Below are 19,159 nucleotides of genomic sequence, written 5' to 3'. Positions count from 1 at the left end.
TTTTTTGCTGTGAGGAAGCAACCCATTTTTAAGATGAAAGGGAAAATCCATAGATATAATGAGTTGATTGGGTTATCCTCTTTCTTTTTAGTTAAAAAAGTGATACAACAAGGAAAGGGAGCAGATAACGGAGGACAACATAACAATGAATAGAAGAGAAGAGCAAACAGTACTAGATAAAATCAAAGAATGGCAAAAACCAAATGGAAATTTACATGTAACAGAAGTAGAGGCTATTGTGGCCTTGCAATATATAGAAGAAAAACGCGAGCAACTCCTACATATTCTTACCCAGGATTCTGACGAACAGATAGAGCAAAAACAGATGGTCGGAGTAGAACAGGCCGAGCTTGATCAAGCTGAAGCAACAGTCCTTACTATCCTTGCACAGATACGTTGGAGGAAGACCCAGCAAATTTCGCTGGTGGAGGAATGGTTAAAAAAAGCGAGAAAATTGGACCCAGATAGTAAGCAAGCCGCTTCTTTGCAAGCAGACATGTATCTGCATTCTTTATTGCAATCCTTAAAAGAAACAGCTCAATTTCCTGCTATGCGTGAAACTGACAATGCAGCTACGCGCAAGAAAGTAACAGCTCAATTCGTTTCACAGATTCAAGAGCGTCTTGACGATTTGGTTAATTGGGAGGATATGCTACAAGCAGGAACACAAGCCGCTCAGCTTTCGGCGAATACCCTTCTTCAGCAAAAATATAAGTCTCTGCGTGAGGGTACCTTAGAGCTAGAGGAAGCATTAATCCTGTTACATAAGGAGGCACAGAAGTATGCCGGCTCGGTACAAGGATTATTTTACTCTTCCGAATTGTTGGCTCGACTTCAGCAAGCTAATAAAAATTTGCAGGAGATCGAGCAATCTATTCGCGAACAACTAACTCCTACACAAGCAGAAGCAGACTTACAGGATGAACTTCCGGCAATGGAACAAATTGATCAATTAGTTGGTTTAGCCGACATGAAAAAAAGGGTAAAGCAACTTGCACAATTTTTACAGTACCAGCGTATTCGTACGGAAAAGGGCTGGGAGTTGGCCGATCCGCTAGAATTGCACGCTGTATTAATGGGGAATCCCGGTACGGGGAAAACGACATTAGCTCGCCTGTTAGCCACTCTATATCATGAATTAGGCTTATTAGAACGAGCAGAAGTGATAGAAGTCGATCGTTCTCAGCTAGTGGGAGCGTATGTAGGTCAATCAGAGCAAAGGACGATGGAAGTGATTAAGAAAGCGGTGGGCGGCGTTTTGTTTATTGATGAAGCCTACAGCTTGAAACGGGCGGAGTCCAGCGATAGTGATTATGGGCAGGTTGTGATTGATACCCTTGTTTCTGCAATGACAAGCGGTGAATATAGCGGCAAGTTCGTAGTAATATTAGCAGGCTATCCAGAAGAGATGCGAAACTTCCTGCGGGCAAACCCTGGTTTACGCAGTCGTTTCCCGGAAAGCAATCACTTTACACTGCCTGACTTTACAACAGATGAGTTATTACAAGTAGCTGAGCAAGTGGCGGAGCGTAATGATTTCATTCTTCGTCCTGATACAAAAATCTCGATTCAGCAGCGTTTAGAGCGAGAGAGGGTTGATGAAACCTTTGGGAATGCTCGAACAGCCAAAAATATTATTTTAGATGCTATCTTTGCTAAAGGAAGCCATGTAGGCGATACAGAAGCAATGAAGATACCAGATTTCACAATCCTTACACCAGCAGATGTAGAAGCCCATTTATCTGGTAAAGAGGTACAAATCAACACTCTTTCGGCAAAGCAACACTTGGAGCAAATGATAGGGCTTGCAGAAATGAAAGCTGAATTAACCAAGGTCGCTGCGTTTGTGTCTATTCAGCGTTCGCGTCAAAAAAATGGGTTGCCGGCTGTTCCTGTTGAATTGCATGCAGTGTTTACGGGTAACCCGGGAACAGGAAAAACGACGGTAGCTCAATTATATGCACAAATATTACAAGAAGTAGGCTATCTCAAGCGAGGGCATCTCGTAACAGTTGGTCGCGCTGATCTTGTGGCAAACTACGTAGGGCAGACAGCAAGTAAGACGAAGCGAAAAATAAAAGAGGCTTTAGGTGGTGTCTTATTTATTGATGAAGCCTATGCGTTGATGTCTACTAGTGAAAATGACTATGGACACGAGGCAATCAATACGTTGGTCGAAGAGATAAGCAAGCACGGGGAAAATTTAGTAGTTGTCCTAGCAGGTTATCCCTACGATATGCAAAAGTTTATTGATAGCAATCCAGGTCTTTCCTCACGTTTTAAAAAATATTTCCGATTCCCGGATTATACAGCCTCCGAGCTTTTATCCATTATTACACAATTTATTCAGGACAATAGCTATGAGGTAACGGATGATACACAAGAGCGTTTAGCAGAGCAGCTAGGGACGTGGAGTGAACAGGGAAGAATTAAAGGAAACGGGCGATTTGCTAAAAATTTGGTTCAAGAAGCAATGCAGGAGCAGGCCCTACGGTTAGCAGCAGCAGAGAAATCAGATTGGACGAAAGAGGATTTAAGCTTACTTACATGGGAAGATTTTAGTAAAGCTATTGAGCGTATCATGCCGGCAAAATAATAGAAAAAGACAGGGGGCTGTGAGCCTATCCCTGTCTTTTTTACTTAGTATATAAGAAGCGAAGACGGATTGGTTCCATCACGATCGCGACAATACGAATGGAAAGAAACAAAGTAGATTAATCGGTTTGAGTAGAGGGATTCACACGATCTTGAGATTTCAATGAACCTACGACAAAACCAATAATCGCACCAATGATGGCGGGAATAACCCAGCCGATACCAACTGAATATAACGGAAGAATTTGTAGCCATACGGTAATCTTGCCTAAAGCAAAGCCAAAGGCATGCAAACAATCCACTAGACTAATGATTCCAGCGAACACGACACTATATATATATACTTCTTTAAAGCCTTTTATATGTTTGTGAATCAAAGATAAAAGGATCAGTACGATTGCAATTGGATATAGTCCAGCCAATACAGGTACAGAGAAGGAAATGATTTGATTCAAACCCAAGTTAGCAATAATTAAGCTAAATACAGACAAAATGCTGATCGAAACCTTATAGCTTAGGGCAGGGATAAGGTTGGAGAAAAATTGACCGCACGCTGTAATAAGTCCAATTGAAGTCGTTAAGCATGCTAAGGTAATAGCGGTACCGAGTAATATAACGCCTCCTTGACCAAACAAATAGGATACAACCGCAGTTAAAATTTGGCCACCATTTGTTGAGGTGCCTACTATAGAAGAGCTGCCAGCTCCTAGATAGGCTAAAGACATATATACAAGGGCTAGAGCAATTCCAGCAATGGAACCTGCTTTCACTGTAGCCATGGTAATGCTCTTTTTATCTGTAACTCCTCGATTTTGTATAGAAGAAATCACGACAATTCCGAAAACTAAAGCACCCAACGTATCCATAGTTAGATATCCTTCGAGGAATCCTTTAAAAAATGCATTGTTCATATAGGCTTCTGAAGGTGCTGTAAAGTCCCCTAATGGCTTAAAAATGCTCCGAACAAACAATATTGCGATAATTAGCAATAATGTGGGTGTTAAGACTTTTCCGATGCGATCGACCAACTTTGTAGGATTTAGACATAACCAGAACGTAATCGACATATAGACAATCGAATAGACAAGCAAAGGTAGACTGCTTCCTTTAATAGAGTCTGACAACAAAGGACTAAGACCAATCTCATAGGCAACGCTAGCCGTTCGTGGAATTCCGAAAAATGGGCCAATAGCTAGATAAATGAGTGTGGGAAAAATAATGCCGAATAGCGGATGTACCCGACCTGCAATAACCTTTAAATCACCTAACGTTGTTGCAGTGGCAGCAACTGCTAGGATCGGAAGTCCTACTCCGGTTAAAACAAATCCTAAAATACCTATCCATACGCTTGTCCCAGCGTTTTGTCCTAATAAAGGAGGAAATATCATATTGCCGGCTCCAAAAAAGAGAGCAAACAGCATTAATCCAATTGTCACTGTTTCTTTCATTGATAATTGCTTTTGTTTCATAAGGTAGGTAGACTCCTTGCGATAGATTTTCTTATTCAATTAATTTATCACACATTGAAAAAAGCATACGTGTTAAATTTTTTAATAATGTTACCGTTTTGTGAATAAAATCTGTTTTTATTGATAATTCTCACTCTTTTGTTCGAAGGTTTATACTATTACGAATTGTTTAGACCCATTTTTCCTGATGTTACCACTTTATTTACATAAGGGAAAGTCTTTGGGAAAGAATAAAAGCAAAACAACGGAAAGTAGGAGAAATGATGCCGCGAATTGTCTCAATCGGCACAGCAAATCCACATTATACTATTACGAAGCAAGAAAGCAAGGAATTCTCGCGTCGGTTCTTTCAACCGCATTTTTCTGATATCGAACGTCTGTTACAAGTATTTGAATCAGCAGAAATTGAAAATAGAAGCTTCTCAACTCCGCTAGAATGGTTTGAAAAGCCCCATGACTGGGCAGAAAAAAATCAATTATACGTGCAGCAGGCACTAGAATTAAGCGTACGTGCAATTGAGCAGTGTTTGGAAAGGGCAGGTGTTACAGCAGATGCGATTGATCATGTGATTATGGTCAGCTCCACTGGGATCGCAACTCCGAGCTTAGATGCTCTTCTATTCAATCGCTTACCGTTTCGCTCCAATTTGAAAAGAACCCCTGTATGGGGACTGGGATGTGCAGGAGGAGCAGCCGGATTAGCCAGAGGTTTCGCGTTTGCGAAGGCACACCCATCGGAACGTGTACTTGTCTGTTGCGTTGAGCTGTGCGGTTTAACCTTTGTACATGGGGATCGAAGTAAAAGTAATCTAATCGCTACCAGCTTATTTGCTGATGGGGCTGCTGCTGTATTGCTCTATGGAGATAAACAAGCAGTATCTGATCATGTACCTGCTATCTTGTCAACACATTCAACGATCTGGCGTGATACGGTTGATGTTATGGGATGGGATGTAAGGGAAGAAGGCTTGCGGGTAGTCTTCTCTAAAGACATTCCGACACTCATAAAAGATAAAATGAAGCCAGAGATGGAGAGCTTCCTGAAAAGAGAAGGAAGGGATTATTGTAGCGTTGATCGCATAATCGCTCATCCAGGGGGAAGTAAGATTCTGCAAGCCTACGAGCAGGCTCTGCAAGTACCATCAGATAGATTGCGCCATGCCAAAGAGGTACTACGAGATCATGGGAATATGTCTTCTTGTACCGTCCTCTTTGTGCTAGAAAGAGAGCTGAGAGAAGAACATCAGCCAGGGGAAATCGGATTGCTTTTAGCCCTTGGGCCGGGGTTTTCTTGTGAGCAGGTGTTGCTGGAATGGTAACTATTTTTTTGCTGGTGATTATGATCGTGATTTACCAACGCTGTACTGAGCTGGTAATAGCAAGAAGAAATGCGCGGTATATAAAGGAAGCGGGGGGTTATGAGGTAGCTGCCGGGCATTACAAGTGGATCGTGAGCTTACATGTTGTTTTTTTTGTCAGCTTGATTAGCGAGGTACTGCTTCATGTATCCACTGTTTCAATCCCGTTTTATTTTTGGCCGTTTTGCATATTTTGTCTCGCTCAGCTATTAAGAATCTGGAGCATGCGAAGCTTGGGTTATTATTGGAATACAAGGATCTTTGTATTAGAAGGTAAAAAGCCAGTGGTACATGGCCCGTATCGCTACATCCGGCATCCAAACTATCTGGTCGTATTAATCGAGGGAGGAATGCTTCCGCTTACATTTGGTGCTTGGAAAACAGCAGTAATCTTTACAGTTGCTCAGGCCATCATATTAAGCGTGCGGATTACAGCAGAGGAGGAAGCATTGCAAAAGGCATATAAATATGAAGCGTGGATGAAGGAAAAAGGAAGATTCATTCCGCTGAGAAAACAAAAAGACTAATCGGGTCTGTCAAAAAATAAAACTCGGCTTATCGCAGATGTGCGTTCCTATAGCCGAGTTTTATTTTGACGCTAATCTATGTTTGCCTATGAGTGACGTAGCAACGTCAAGATTTGTTCCTTCACAAGGAGAAACTCTGAAGATAGCAGCATTTTTTCCTGACGCGGTCGTTCGAATGGTACAGAAATTGTAGCAGCAATTCGAGCTGGTTTTGCAGTGAGCACATAGATTCTATCGGATAAAAAGATAGCTTCATCAATGCTATGTGTTATTAAAAGAACGGAGCGTTTATGCTTTTCCCAAATAGATAACAACCAATTCTGCATGTCAGTACGGCTAAGTGCATCCAAGGCCCCAAAGGGCTCGTCCAAGCAGATGAGTTCTTGTCTGCTTAACAAGGCGCGCAAGAAAGCGACTCTTTGCTGCATTCCCCCTGAAAGCATGTGGGGATACGCTTTTTCATATCCGCCTAAACCAACCCGCGGGAGCCATTCCCGAGCCAACTTTAGCGTTTCTTTACGAGGCACACCCTCTATTTCTAAGGCTAATCCCACATTTTCCTCTATTGTGCGCCAGGGAAGTAAGCTAGAGGATTGCGGCATATAGCTAATATGACCTGTTTTGCCCGTGGCCTGTTTGCCTTCAATCGAAATGCTACCGTGTATTGGTGAGATAAGACCGCCAATGATATGAAATAGCGTGCTTTTTCCGCTTCCAGATGGTCCGATTAAGGAAACAAACTCTCCTTTTTTTACTTCTAAAGATATCTGCTGAAGTACATCAATAGTGACCCCCGACTCTGTAAAGGAGTGCGAAACTTGTTCAACGACAAGTGCAGAGGGAGAAGAAGACGCAGATGTTGTTGCTGATGTAGACGCTAGATTACTTTCTGTAGTCAACTTCATAGTATGAGATGTGTGAATTCCATTACTCACTCTTGCTCACCCCCTTTTTTATTGACCTTATATTGTAGCTACTGGCTAGTCTCGCTTATTCGATTGCCATCGGAGCGCCCAGCGTTCTAAAAGACGAATCAAGCCAAAGAGCAAGCAACTGACAATTACAATAAGAAACATCGTGACAAAAACCCGATCAGCACGAAAGGAAGCCTTTGCCATAAGCATGTAGACGCCTAACCCTTTTTGCGACCCTAACCATTCAGCAATGACGGCTCCCATCACACTGTAGGTTGCCGAGATTTTTAGTCCAGAAAACATGGAGGCAAGTGAATGAGGTAACTCTAGCTTCCAGAAAATTTGTTGGCGAGTTGCTCCAAGCATTAGCATATATCGTTTGATTTGAGGATCGGTTTGCGCCAGTCCCGTCATGGTAGATAAAGTGACGGGAAAAAAGCAGACCAGCGTAATCAAAATCATTTTTGGCAATAACCCAAAGCCAAACCAGATCATCAAGAGAGGAGCTAAAATAATGGTCGGTATGTTTTGGCTTAGGATGAGTAATGGATACAAGGCGGCCTTCACAGGTGGAGTTACATGTAATAAAAAGGCAAGAATAAGACCCGTTGTACTCCCAATTGCAAAGCCTAATAGGGTGATTTGTAAAGTAGCCCATAGGTGTTGTGTAAGTTGCGGCGCTTGATTCCAGCCTTCTTGGAAAATAGCAAGGGGACTTGGTAAAAACCACGCTTCGGGTTTCCAGATAAAAGTCGCAAGCTGCCATATAAAGAGAAACAGGAAGACCGCGAGAACGGGCGGCCATCCTGTTTTATATAGACGACGATTGTTATTCATGGACGATATTTCTCCGTCAATGCATCCATCGAAGCTAGCCCATCAGCACGGTGATAAATTTTGACTTGGGAGATTACGGACGGGCAACCAACCTCAACCATGACATCATTCATCTTTTTTACGATAGCAAGCAGTTCTTCCAACTCGCCTTCCATCGTGGTCTCTAACGGGCTAACGAAATATTTTACTCCTGATTGCGAAATGACTTCAATTGCTTTGTCTACAAAGGGAATGACTCCCTCACCTTGAGGGGTGGTAGGGATAATTTGAATGCTAACTAAGGCATTTGCCATCTGTAATCGCTCCTCTATGTGATATGCCGCGTTTATGATTTCGGTAAAAAGTCGTTGGTAAATGCTTTGTCGACATCCAGTGGTTTTTCTAATAAGTGATGTTCCACCATCCAGTCGGAGTAGCCTTGCCAAACATCGCGTTTCTGTTCTCCCCAACGAGGAGCATCATCCTGATAACGTGGACTTAACCATTTTTGGCTCGCTTTTACCAATTTTTCATCCAAATCGGGAACATGCTTAAGGAGGATGCTAGCCGCTTCTTCCGGATGCTTACCAGCATATTGATATCCCTTGGAGGTTGCTGCCATGAAGGCTTTAACAATCTCTGGCTTTTCTTGAATCATTTTTTCATTCGTAATGAGAACAGGGGTATAATAATCTAGTTTATCCGAATATTTATTAACGTATATCATGTTAATTGGCTCGTTTCGCAACTCTGCCTCAATGCCCGTCCACGCGTAAAAAATCCAAGCGAAGTCAATATCGCGTTTTACAGCAGTGAAGTAATCTGCTTCGCCTACATTAATCATGTTTAGCTTATTGATATCAGCTTTTTCTATGCTCATCAGAGATTGTAAAACCGCTCTTTCACTTGGAGCCCCATAGCCCCCGTAGGTTTTTCCTTCAAAATCTTTGGGAGACAAAATCTTCTTGCTTACTGGTGAAGCAAAACCAGAAGTATTATGCTGAATGACAGCGGCAAGCGATACGATAGGGACATTTTGAGTTCGTGCTTGCGTGACACCCTCCTGATAGCTTACTCCAAATGGAATTTCACCGGTGGCCACCATGGTATCAGCTCCGTTCATGCCAGGCTGAACGATCTCTATATCCAGCCCTTGCTCGGCGTAGTAGCCTTTTTCAAGAGCGACATATAATCCGGTGTGATTGGTATTAGGTGTCCAGTCAAGGACGACTTTACTGTGGGTTTTTGCAGGTGCTGCTTCAGGTGTCTTTTTGTCGCTTGGTGTATCCGGTGTAGCAGATTGTCCGCAAGCTGATAGAGCGAGCACGAGCAATCCAGAAAGTAAAGTAGCAGGTAAGCGTTTACTAGTTCTCATAAATCCCGAAACCTCCATGTTGTTTGGTAGACAACAAAAAAACGCAACCTGTCTTGGAAGCGTTCATGTAAGAAGATATCAGAAGCTTACTTCCCTACGCTGGCATTATCCAGATCAGGTTATGGGTCAGTATTATAAGGAATACACTCTCAGCCGGCCAATTCCAGCTCCCCGAAGCGTTTTGCAGTTGTTATCATTACTGTCATCATATACTCAAATGGAACGTTTGTCTATAAAGAATACAATTCAATGATTGATCCTGTTCGTTTTGATCATTGTGAAAAAATTCGGCGTTTTACTCAGGTACCTGCAATGATTTTGAGAAGGAGATGCGCTGTATTTCGAGCTATAAAAGCGCTTGTCACAAACACTTTACTATGTTATAACTTTAGTTAGCTAATATACTAAAGCGTAGGTGAACGATATGCTATTATTTAATGGAGTTATACTTTCGGTGATCGTAATTGTTATACTGTCGCTGTTGCGATTAAATGTCATTTTTGGCTTGATCGCCGCTTCCATCACCGCAGGGCTGGTTGCCGGTGGTTCCATAACTGACACCATCCAGATGATGGTGCAGGGGATGAGCGGACAGTTAGAAACAGCGCTCAGTTATATTTTACTTGGGATGTTTGCTGTGATGATCGCTAAGTCTGATATTACAGCCTTATTAGTAAAAAAATTATTGGTGGTATTGCGTGGAAAACGTGGTATTTTACTGATGTCCATTGCTACAGCAGCTTGTTTGTCGCAAAATGCAGTACCTGTGCATATTGCCTTTATACCTATTCTAATCCCACCCTTGGTGAGCTTGTTTACTAAAATGCAAATTGATCGTCGTGCTGTTGCTTGTGCGTTAACATTTGGCTTGCAAGCACCCTATATTATGCTTCCAGCGGGCTTTGGGCTGATCTATCATCAGATTGTTGTATCTGAAATGGGGAAGGCTGGGATGTCAATTGCAGTAACCGATTTTCCAAAAGCAATGCTTATTCCAGGGATTGGTATGATCGTAGGGTTATTGGTGGCACTATTCATTAGCTATCGTAAACCCAGAACATACCAAATTATCGCTACAGATACTGACCAGGATAACGAGAAGAAAGAATTACGTTTTACCAAACGACATGCATTCACCCTCGTAGCCATTCTCTTAGCATTAACCGTGCAATTATTGACGAAATCACTCATTATTGGTTCGCTTACAGGAATTGTTTGTTTATTTATTTTCCGAGTGGTGCCGTGGAATTTGGGGGACGAGGTGGTGCAGCGCGGTGTTGCTATGATGGGATTTATCGCCTTTGTTATCCTCCTTGCCTCTGGTTATGCTACTGTGTTGAAAGAGACAGGAGCTGTTCAGCAGCTAGTAGCTTCTGGAGTGGAATATTTCGGTCAAAATCGTTTTTTAGCTAGTGTGATTATGCTATTAATCGGTTTAGTGATCACCATAGGAATAGGTTCTTCATTTGGTACGGTCCCAATCATTACTGCTATCTTTGTACCGCTTTGTGCTGGACTGGGCTTCTCTGTACTTGCGACAGCGGCGTTAATTGGTACAGCCGGAGCTTTGGGGGATGCAGGATCTCCAGCTTCCGATAGCACGCTAGGGCCTACCTCAGGATTGAATGCAGATGGGCAACATCATCATATCTGGGATACATGCGTACCTACATTTCTTCATTATAATATACCCTTATTTATATTTGGACTGCTAGCTGCCTTTACTCTGTAATTCTCATCAAATGATAGGGAGTCTTTTTCAGTGAAAAAGACTTTTTTTGTATCTATATACCTATACGTAACGAAAAAAACAGGACCAATTACTCTAGTATGAAGTTCCTGGTTCTGTAAATCTAAAAAGATAGGGAAAATCCCTGAATTTGTTCCAGAAATCTTGTTTAAGTGAGCATCATGATTCATTTCCAAGGTCAAGAGTAATGAAATTTCGTATTACCTGTTAGAACGAGTATGAGTAAATCAGAGGGGATAAGAGATGTCGCGAATACTAGTACATCCGCATCTGTTGCAAGAATTGGGTCACGAATACAAACGAGCTGCACAGGAGTGGAATGAAATAGAAGGACGTTTGCATCATGCAATGGAAAGTCTAAGCTGGGAAATTGGGCAACACACACAGCTAGAGGATAATTGGCGTGCTGTCCGTGCCCTCATGGAGCAACTGCAAGCACACTCCAACGATTTAGCTAAGCGTCTCGTCGAATCTGCGGAACGCTTTCAACAAGTTGATAGAGAAAGTGCAGAGCGGTTAACGATGACAATAGAGCAGGTTCGACATCAATTGAGAGAGCAGGGAGCTGTACTGGGATTAACAAGCTCTTCACGCTTTTTTCCACAGCAGGATATGCAACGTCATTTAGCTACATTGGGCAGCACGGAAGAGCTGCCAATGGCACGTTTTCAATTTGTCCGTGAAAATATACAATTTCTTGATACTTCTATACATGATGGATATAGCGAGGGTACAAATGAAGATGATCAGGTTCAGCCTTCTGTATCTGGATTGGTTAAAGTAAGTGAAAAAATTCCGAGGTCCTAAAGCGATTGTTCTGCTAGGGAGGAAGGCGAGTTTTTGATCTTTATTACACCAGTAAGGTTACGCAGGCCTTTTAGCTGAGCGAATGCTTATCGTCCTGTAGTAGCAATCAGAGCCGCTTGGAAAGTAGTATAAGTAATGATCAAAAAGGGGGGGAATCTCCTTTGGGAAGCGTTGAAAGAAGGGAACACATAAAACCCTTCATATTCCAAATAAGATCACGGTGGCTTAAAGTCAAGCGCTTCTACCGTGGTTCTCTGCAACAGGAGCATAAGGAGAGTCGATTATGACCTATGAGTTACCAGCGACACATCGAACCCCTGCTCTTATCATTTACCTGATTGATGTGAGTGGTTCCATGTGTCTGCCTATGGGAGATAAACGTAGGATTGATGTAGTGATGGAAGCATTATCTGCTGCCATTCGACAGATGATTTTTCGTTCGACAAAGGGAACTCGGATGTCCCCACGCTATCGCATCGCAATGTTAGCATACAGCGATGAAGTATATGATTTATTGGATGGAATTCGAGGAATAGATGAGGTAGCCCGTTTGGGGAAGCTACCTGAAATAAGTCCGCGTAGATTGACAGATATGGCTAAAGCATTTAAACAAGTTGAAAAATTATTGCTAGAAGAGCTCCCGTTTCTACAAGATTCTCCGGCCCCTTTGATCTGTCATATGACAGATGGTGCTGCGACTGGTGAAGATCCGGAGCCCATTGTCAAACGAATTATGCAAATGGCTGTTCCTGATGGACATGTGCTTGTAGAAAACATTTTTATTTCCGAAGAGCTGCATGATCAAGAGCTTGTCGATGTGAAGCGCTGGGACGGAATCATGCCAGATACAATTTTAAGAGATGAACATGCCAATAGGCTGCGTTCCATGTCCTCTGTCTTACCGGAGAGCTATCGTGAGATGATGAGTGAGTCCATGTATCAATTAAAAAAGGGTGCCTTGCTTATGTTTCCGGCTACCAGTCCAGAATTGGTGTCTTTAGGGTTTCAAATGTCGGCAGCAACCCCCGTCCGTTAAAGACAGGTGATGCAATGTGAAATTAGCCTATCGTTATAAAAACATACATCAACACACAGAGCAGTCTGTAACAAGAGAAGAGGACCATTTTGTCTGGAGATATGCGTACGCCCGGGCTTTGGAAACGCAACATGCTCAGGAGAAGGGGCAGGATTATCTTACGTTTGCCAGAAACGAGCAGTCTTTTTTATTTGCATTGTGTGATGGCGTATCGCTCTCTTACTGTGGGGAGCTTGCGGCCAAAATGCTAGGAGACGGGCTACTAGATTGGCTTGCTTCCGATCTCTTTGAGAAAGAGGAGCGAGAGGAGTTCCTTCTACAACAGTTGGATATACATCTACAATCGTTAACCGCTGTAACGAGTAGAATCATAGATAATCATCCGATACCTTCAAGAATTACAGGCTTGCTACGTGATGTATTAGAATCGAAGCGGACACATGGAAGTGAAGCCATGTACATTTGCGGGCGCATTGATCTACCCTCGCATTCCTTTCCTAATGGAAGAATCCTGTTCGCTTGGCAGGGGGATTTACGGTTACGATTATTTAACCAAGAGCTTGAAATAACGGAATGCTTACAAGGAACATTTACTACACAAGAGCGCTGGTCAACGTTACATGGACCTGTGGGAGGAAAGCCTCATTTATTTCAATCCAGTTTAGCTGGACAACATCGCTTTACACGAATGATAGCCTATACAGATGGCTTAGCCACATTAGATAAATGCTATCCGCTCCCGACAGACAACGAGCTACAGTCCATGATTCTTCAAGCGGGTGACAGTCCGCTTAGTGATGATATAGCGTTAATGGATGTTAGCTGGAATCAGACAGACTCGTTTATCCCATACGATAAGGCGGGACACAAAAGAGAGTGGTTCGCTTGGCTTACGCGATAAAATCAATAGCATTGTAAGGAGGCTAGTATGAAAAATCCGATTGAAACTATTTCAATCACGGATAAACAGCTATACTTTTTAGCATGCCTAACTGGTGCTGATCAAGTACTAGGTATAGCAGAGCCTTATGCTGGGTATCTAACAGAAGACTTGCAAGAGGAATGGGACCTAATAAAGACAGAGCTATTACACAAAGGGTATATTTTTGAAGATGAAACAGGCTTGTACATAGATGAGATGGTAAATTCCCTTGTAGCTCCGTGCGGACATGCCACAACGTGCTGTTATTTTCGTTACACGGATAAACATAGAGAAGATTATGAGGGGTATTTTCATTTTGACCGAGAAGTTGTAGTGGAAAAAATAGCAGCAGTAGGCGGTAAAAACGTATATGAGCTACTAGCCTTAGGTAACCCCTTAGAAGCCAGTAAAACAATGTGTAATCGAATCAGAAAAAACGCTGAGGAAAAAGTAGTAGTTCCCTCTATTGAACTACCAAATGCCATTTTTCAACAGATCAGAGGAATGGTAGAAACCGCCTCAATTGATGAGATTTGTGCCACCTTAAAGGATTATCAGTGCCATCAGGATGCAGCAGAGGCTTTTGCTCAGTCCTTGAAAGCTCAATGGTGCGAGGGACAACTAATTACAATGTCATGGCATCAAAATGAATGGAGCTTAAATGGCATGACGTTTCTGACCTCTAGTATTGCCAATTGGCTGATTCGTTTATTTGTGAAGGAACGAGAGGATTGGGTATGCATTTCTCCCAGCTCTCATATGGAAATGGATGAAATTTTGCAGGAAATCATTTTAGAAAAGCTGGTCGCTCAGACGATCTAAAAAATGGTGGAGAAATGGATAAAATCATTGTGACAATTGTAACAAATGCTGATAAAAGTAAGTGGCCAGACTTTGAATTACCGACTCATTTCCCTTGTCAAATGATTGCCGAAAAGGTCTCTTGCATGGTAAAAGTCTGTGATCCCCATAGAGGGACTGATGCAAGATATCTGCTAGAAATGAAAGTGGGAGAACATGAATGGAAAATCCTTTCGTCAGACTCCACATTGTCTGAGTTAGGTGTCAAGTCCGGGGCATATTTGAGAGTACAGCGTAGCTTTTCTACTGGTGGGGAGGGCCAAACAATTGAAGGTTGGCGCTCATTATATCAACAACCATTATCTGAATCTGGGCATGTACATCCAGCAAATGAGAAAAAAGACAAAAACAAGAGCGAGCTAAAAGGGTATGTGTGGAAAACCTTATAAACGAATACAGGGGAGGGGGAGCAGGAATGGCCTATGATTATTTTCAGCGATCACCGCGCTTAAAGCGTACATTACCCAAGCAAACAGTAGAAATCCATCGACCTCCTCTTGTTCCCCAACCACCCGCTTTCTCCATCATTTCTATCTTAATCCCCATTATTATTACGGGGATTTCGCTTTTTGCTTATTTATATATGGGATCGAGAATGAATACGGGAAACAAGAATTTTTTTGTGTTTCAAATGATTTTTATGAGCACCATGATTATTTCATACACAGTTCCGGTGTTTACCTATCTGCATAACAAGAGAAAATATCGTAGACAGGCAGAAACACGAACCATTCAGTACCAGGAGCAATTAGAGAAACACAAAAGAGAATTAAAAGAGTTACAAATGGAACAGCAAGCCATTATGCACGAATTGAATCCGTCTGTTTGGGAGTGTATACAGCGGATAGAGGAGAGAAGCAGTTCGCTATGGGAGCGTTCTGCACGTGATGAGGATTTTTTACAGTTGCGTTTGGGACTAGGAACGCTGCCAGCTATCTATCAGATTATAGCGCCCAAACAGGAAGGCTATGAGACAGAGCCTTTGATTGAGGAAGCCCAGGCGTTGGCTCAAGCCTTTGAAAGAGTTGAGTCGGTTCCTATTCAACTACCCCTGTATCAATCGAAAGTCATAGGCGTGGTCGGTGAGCAGGAGGCTATTCTAAATGCGATCAGAGTGATGGTATTGCAGATGGCGACACATCACTCACCAGATGAGGTGAAAATCGCTGCCTTTTATCCAGAGTGGGAAGAAGAGCAATGGAAATGGCTACGCTGGCTGCCGCATACTTGGGATGATGAACAGACGATGCGATTCGTTGCTCAGGAAAAAGGAAGCGCTCACCAACTACTCGACGTTTTGTACAGTCAGCTAAACCGGCGGAAAATGACGAGGGCTACTGATTTTCGTAAAGAGGCAGAGGTACCTTGCTGGGTGTTTATTCTGTCAGCGCCCCATCTAATTGAGGACGAGCCTATTTTGCCCTTACTTTTAAAAGAGGCTGAAGCAATGGGAGCATGTACGATTTTACTGGCGGATAGGAAAGATTCGTTGCCTATGCAGTGTCAATTGATTGTGGAAATACAGGGCGATCGCGGTGTTTGTAAAGAAACGGTGACAGGGGATGTGACTGGTCTAGAAGAGGGAGAATTTGCATGTACTATAGACGATCTCCCATTAGATAAAGCGGAGCATGCTGCGCGAATGATGGCAGGTGTAAAGGTTAAGCGCTCTACATCAGCAGAAATTCCACAGCGACTATCGTTATTTGAGCTTTTGGGGATTGAAAAAATAGAAGATTTGGATGTAACTGCACTTTGGCAGGCGAATCGGTTTCCGCAATCCTTGCCAGTTCCAGTGGGAGTGCGAACAGGTGGAAAAAAAGTCCTGTTGAATATACATGACAAAATAGAACGGCGTGGGCATGGTCCGCATGGATTAATGGCTGGCACGACAGGTTCAGGAAAAAGCGAGGCTATTCAATCCATTGTTGCCTCAATAGCCGTTCATTATCATCCTCATGAGATGACTTTTCTATTGATTGACTATAAAGGCGGGGGAATGTCTAACACGTTTAGAGATTTACCGCATTTGGTCGGCTCCATCACCAATCTGGATGATCAGCTCGTAGAAAGAGCGATGGTTTCGTTACGCGCTGAGTTAATCCGTCGGCAAAAAATTTTAAATGAAGCTGGAGACCTTCAGCACATTGATGAGTATTATGAAACGACATGGCGGATGACTCATCCGCTACCTCATTTGGTTATTATTATTGATGAGTTTGCTCAACTAAAAAAAGAGCAGCCGGAGTTTATGAATGAACTAATATCAATTGCAACCATTGGTAGAACGTTAGGCGTGCATGTAATCCTAGCTACGCAAAAGCCTGGCGGTGTCGTAGATGATAAGATTTGGAGTAATGCCCGTTTTCGTATTTGTCTTAGAGTTCAGGATGATGCAGATAGCCGGGAAATGCTAAAGATACCGGATGCAGCATGGATAACAACGCCGGGGCGTGGCTACTTACAGGTGGGGAGCAATGAGGAATTTGATTTGGTCCAGTTTGCCTGGAGTGGCGCACCATATCTGGCAGAGCAGACGCGAAATCAAAAAGAACCGGAGATTTACGAGGTTTCATTAAGTGGAAAACGTACGAAATGTGAGATAAAAGAAGAGCTAAACACAGATCAAACGAGAAAGCAAAAGAAGCAGCTTCAGGTCCTAATGGAATATCTGGCAAGCATAGCAGAGAGAGAAGGGGTCAGCCGATTATCTGGTCCGTGGCTTCCTCCTTTGCCCAAACAGCTTGCTTTAGAGGATATTTCAGAGTGTACATACGGTTGGAATGGTAAGGAATGGAGAGCCAATGCCCCGGGTCTATCTGCCATTGTAGGCTTAGTAGACGATGTGGCACAGCAGCGACAGGAGCCATTGCTACTATCACTAGAGGAAGGGCATTTACCTATTTATGGGATGCCGGGAACAGGAAAGACTACATTTTTACAAACCTTACTATTATCCCTGGCTACTCGTTATTCTCCAGAACACCTTCATTTTTATTTGTTGGATTTTGGACGAACGCTACGCGACTTTTCGTATTTGCCTCATGTTGGCTCCGTTATTTTGGATGAGGAAACAGATAAAATCAAGCGTTTATTTCGTTATCTGCTTGAGGAGGTAGGCAGACGCCGAGAGCTACTTGCAAATAGCGGTGTGAAAACACTTCGAGCGTACCAAATGTCTACGGGGAAGACCGTCCCTAGAATTGTCGTATGCATAGATGGCTATCTAAACTTCCGAAATCAGTACTCCTATGAGAATGAACAGCTAGAGCAGCTAGTAAGAGAAGGGGGAAGCGTAGGACTTTCTTTCGTTGTGACTGCTAACCGTATTACAGATATTGTGGAGAGAATACGAGGTAACTTTTCTCTGGGAATTGCCTTTGAGCTATCTGATCCAAGCGACTATTATTTTGCGGTGGGGCGTCCTACAAAACCACCCGTCCATTTATCAGAAGGAAGAGGACTAGTGAAAGGACAAGTGCCTCCACTTGAGTTTCAGACTGCTTTACCTATAGCGGGCAACGACGACATGCAGCGCTCGGTTCGACTGCGCAATGTAATGGAGCAGATGAGCATTGCTTGGAATGGGGACCGTCCAAAAGAAATTTTGTCACTACCAGAGGTTATTTTCCTAGAGGAGCTATTAGCTATCAAGTCTGTTATTCCTAATAAATCCTCTCTCTCTAGTATAACGGATATTTCCATATCCTCACCTTCTAATTCATTTAGAGTTCCTGTAGGTATATATGTAGATGATTTAACTTTGTTTGAAGTAGATGTAAAAGAAGGCCCGTATTTTGTGGTAGGGAGTCCGATGGAAGGGGGAAAAACCGCCTTTTTAATGACATGGGTACTATCTCTATGCGCTCGAGTGTCTCCACAAGATCTGGAAATTTACTGTATCGACTTCCGACCTAGTTCCGTATCCTTACTAGCTCTAGAACACGTAACACACGTAAAGGGGACGGCCACTAGAGAGAGCGAGCTTACAGAATTGCTTACTACTCTAAGTACGAAAATAAAAATGCGCCACACCCATGATGATCAGCTAAAAAATCAATCTTACAGAGAGCAATCGACTTCTTCTCAGATGTGCAAGGAATTGTTCAATCAGGCTGAATCCATCAAAACAGATAAATTAGAGGACCAAAATCATAAAGAGCCAGCTCTTCTGCTGGTAATTGATGATGCAGATTTATTTTTCAAGCAGATCACAGATTATCAAATCAAGGATCAATTGACTCAGTTGCTTCGACAAGGCAGAAGCCGCGATCTGTATGTGATTATCTCTGGGGTGCCATCTGATTTTCCATATAGTAGCAACGATTGGTTATCCGAGATTAAAAATATGCAAACAGGCTTTTTATTTGGCAGTATTGATGCTAATGACTTGGCTTTCTTGAAAATCCCATCGACGGAAGCTAGTCATTATCCGCATGCTGCCTATAATAAAATGCTGCCACCAGGTCAGGGCTACTTTGCTAAAAGGCGTTATCATCGAGTCAAGGTAGCTATGCCTTTCAACGAGGAGCGATCCCTACAAGAGCTCATCCACACTATCAATCAAAAATGGGTACAGAAGGATGCTTGTAGGCCGATAGATTCACAAAATAAAAGTTATTGTTAAAAATTGAAGGGCAAAAGTCCTTTTTAACTATAAGTGAACATAGGTGTTTCTTTCTAAATCGGCTTCCTTACAAATTGGGAATTGTTTCTAAAAATACTCTAG

At 42.7% G+C, this 19,159-nt stretch carries 15 protein-coding genes and 1 riboswitch; of the genes, 10 read left to right on the top strand and 5 right to left on the bottom strand.

Going from position 1 to position 19,159, the window contains the following annotated elements; all coding sequences use genetic code 11:
- The first annotated feature begins 145 nt into the window (after positions 1-145).
- Positions 146-2,596, top strand: coding sequence for an AAA family ATPase (locus O0550_RS06280; RefSeq protein WP_258425847.1), 2,451 nt, complete (start codon positions 146-148; stop codon positions 2,594-2,596).
- A gap of 118 nt (positions 2,597-2,714) precedes the next feature.
- Here O0550_RS06280 and brnQ read toward each other — a convergent pair whose 3' ends face one another.
- Complete coding sequence (gene brnQ / locus O0550_RS06275) at positions 2,715-4,064, bottom strand: branched-chain amino acid transport system II carrier protein (protein ID WP_181747877.1); 1,350 nt, start codon at positions 4,062-4,064, stop codon at positions 2,715-2,717.
- Between the two features lie 263 nt (positions 4,065-4,327).
- Here brnQ and O0550_RS06270 point away from each other — a divergent pair, with 263 nt between their 5' ends.
- Both O0550_RS06270 and O0550_RS06265 read left to right on the top strand, forming a co-directional pair.
- Entirely contained in the window at positions 4,328-5,383 is a 1,056-nt protein-coding gene (locus O0550_RS06270) for a type III polyketide synthase (protein ID WP_096886744.1), read from the top strand.
- The gene (locus tag O0550_RS06265; protein ID WP_003340563.1) at positions 5,377-5,949 is read left to right on the top strand and encodes an isoprenylcysteine carboxyl methyltransferase family protein; all 573 of its coding nucleotides are present in this window, start codon (positions 5,377-5,379) and stop codon (positions 5,947-5,949) included. Before O0550_RS06270 ends, O0550_RS06265 begins: the two co-directional genes overlap by 7 nt.
- A gap of 86 nt (positions 5,950-6,035) precedes the next feature.
- Here the strand turns inward: O0550_RS06265 and O0550_RS06260 are convergent, their stop codons facing one another.
- The 4 genes from O0550_RS06260 to O0550_RS06245 are packed head-to-tail and all read right to left on the bottom strand — an operon-like array spanning position 6,036 to position 9,054.
- Positions 6,036-6,884 carry an ABC transporter ATP-binding protein gene (locus O0550_RS06260; RefSeq protein WP_138976937.1) on the bottom strand — a complete coding sequence of 283 codons (849 nt, stop codon included), beginning with the start codon at positions 6,882-6,884 and terminating at the stop codon, positions 6,036-6,038.
- A gap of 45 nt (positions 6,885-6,929) precedes the next feature.
- On the bottom strand, positions 6,930-7,700 hold the full coding sequence (locus tag O0550_RS06255; protein WP_096886742.1) for an ABC transporter permease: 771 nt from the start codon (positions 7,698-7,700) through the stop codon (positions 6,930-6,932).
- Positions 7,697-7,993 (bottom strand): MTH1187 family thiamine-binding protein, encoded by a 297-nt coding sequence (locus tag O0550_RS06250; protein WP_258425846.1) that lies wholly within the window; start codon positions 7,991-7,993, stop codon positions 7,697-7,699. The genes O0550_RS06255 and O0550_RS06250 overlap by 4 nt, the downstream gene beginning before the upstream one ends.
- 32 nt (positions 7,994-8,025) lie before the next feature.
- Positions 8,026-9,054, bottom strand: a complete 1,029-nt coding sequence (locus O0550_RS06245; protein WP_258425845.1) for an ABC transporter substrate-binding protein — start codon at positions 9,052-9,054, stop codon at positions 8,026-8,028.
- Between the two features lie 72 nt (positions 9,055-9,126).
- Positions 9,127-9,237, bottom strand: a riboswitch (TPP riboswitch).
- Between the two features lie 241 nt (positions 9,238-9,478).
- On the opposite strand from O0550_RS06245, the gene O0550_RS06240 reads away from it, so the two are divergent.
- From O0550_RS06240 to essC, 7 genes are all read left to right on the top strand, one after another.
- Positions 9,479-10,786: a Na+/H+ antiporter family protein gene (locus O0550_RS06240; protein WP_096886739.1), complete on the top strand. Its 1,308-nt coding sequence runs from the start codon at positions 9,479-9,481 to the stop codon at positions 10,784-10,786.
- Between the two features lie 261 nt (positions 10,787-11,047).
- Positions 11,048-11,611, top strand: coding sequence for an ESX-1 secretion-associated protein (locus O0550_RS06235; protein WP_258425844.1), 564 nt, complete (start codon positions 11,048-11,050; stop codon positions 11,609-11,611).
- A gap of 283 nt (positions 11,612-11,894) precedes the next feature.
- Complete coding sequence (locus O0550_RS06230) at positions 11,895-12,647, top strand: vWA domain-containing protein (RefSeq protein WP_258425843.1); 753 nt, start codon at positions 11,895-11,897, stop codon at positions 12,645-12,647.
- A gap of 16 nt (positions 12,648-12,663) precedes the next feature.
- The gene (locus O0550_RS06225; RefSeq protein WP_258425842.1) at positions 12,664-13,548 is read left to right on the top strand and encodes a hypothetical protein; all 885 of its coding nucleotides are present in this window, start codon (positions 12,664-12,666) and stop codon (positions 13,546-13,548) included.
- 27 nt (positions 13,549-13,575) lie between these two features.
- Entirely contained in the window at positions 13,576-14,391 is an 816-nt protein-coding gene (locus O0550_RS06220; protein WP_003340546.1) for a hypothetical protein, read from the top strand.
- A 14-nt stretch (positions 14,392-14,405) separates the two neighbouring features.
- Complete coding sequence (locus O0550_RS06215) at positions 14,406-14,819, top strand: hypothetical protein (RefSeq protein WP_258425841.1); 414 nt, start codon at positions 14,406-14,408, stop codon at positions 14,817-14,819.
- Positions 14,820-14,845: 26 nt separating this feature from the next.
- Positions 14,846-19,057, top strand: a complete 4,212-nt coding sequence (gene essC, locus O0550_RS06210) for a type VII secretion protein EssC (RefSeq protein ID WP_258425840.1) — start codon at positions 14,846-14,848, stop codon at positions 19,055-19,057.
- Positions 19,058-19,159: the final 102 nt, after the last annotated feature.

The organism is Brevibacillus halotolerans (assembly GCF_026891775.1).
Lineage (GTDB): Bacteria > Bacillota > Bacilli > Brevibacillales > Brevibacillaceae > Brevibacillus_B > Brevibacillus_B halotolerans.
This window is presented reverse-complemented; position numbering and strand designations above follow the sequence as displayed.

Coding starts and splice junctions, on each gene's coding strand:
- O0550_RS06270 (WP_096886744.1), top strand. CDS start 4,328: ATGCCGCGAATTGTCTCAATCGGCACAGCAAATCCACATTATACTATT.
- O0550_RS06280 (WP_258425847.1), top strand. CDS start 146: ATGAATAGAAGAGAAGAGCAAACAGTACTAGATAAAATCAAAGAATGG.
- O0550_RS06220 (WP_003340546.1), top strand. CDS start 13,576: ATGAAAAATCCGATTGAAACTATTTCAATCACGGATAAACAGCTATAC.
- O0550_RS06265 (WP_003340563.1), top strand. CDS start 5,377: ATGGTAACTATTTTTTTGCTGGTGATTATGATCGTGATTTACCAACGC.
- essC (WP_258425840.1), top strand. CDS start 14,846: ATGGCCTATGATTATTTTCAGCGATCACCGCGCTTAAAGCGTACATTA.
- O0550_RS06255 (WP_096886742.1), bottom strand. CDS start 7,700: ATGAATAACAATCGTCGTCTATATAAAACAGGATGGCCGCCCGTTCTC.
- O0550_RS06240 (WP_096886739.1), top strand. CDS start 9,479: ATGCTATTATTTAATGGAGTTATACTTTCGGTGATCGTAATTGTTATA.
- O0550_RS06215 (WP_258425841.1), top strand. CDS start 14,406: ATGGATAAAATCATTGTGACAATTGTAACAAATGCTGATAAAAGTAAG.
- O0550_RS06235 (WP_258425844.1), top strand. CDS start 11,048: ATGTCGCGAATACTAGTACATCCGCATCTGTTGCAAGAATTGGGTCAC.
- O0550_RS06230 (WP_258425843.1), top strand. CDS start 11,895: ATGACCTATGAGTTACCAGCGACACATCGAACCCCTGCTCTTATCATT.
- brnQ (WP_181747877.1), bottom strand. CDS start 4,064: ATGAAACAAAAGCAATTATCAATGAAAGAAACAGTGACAATTGGATTA.
- O0550_RS06245 (WP_258425845.1), bottom strand. CDS start 9,054: ATGAGAACTAGTAAACGCTTACCTGCTACTTTACTTTCTGGATTGCTC.
- O0550_RS06250 (WP_258425846.1), bottom strand. CDS start 7,993: ATGGCAAATGCCTTAGTTAGCATTCAAATTATCCCTACCACCCCTCAA.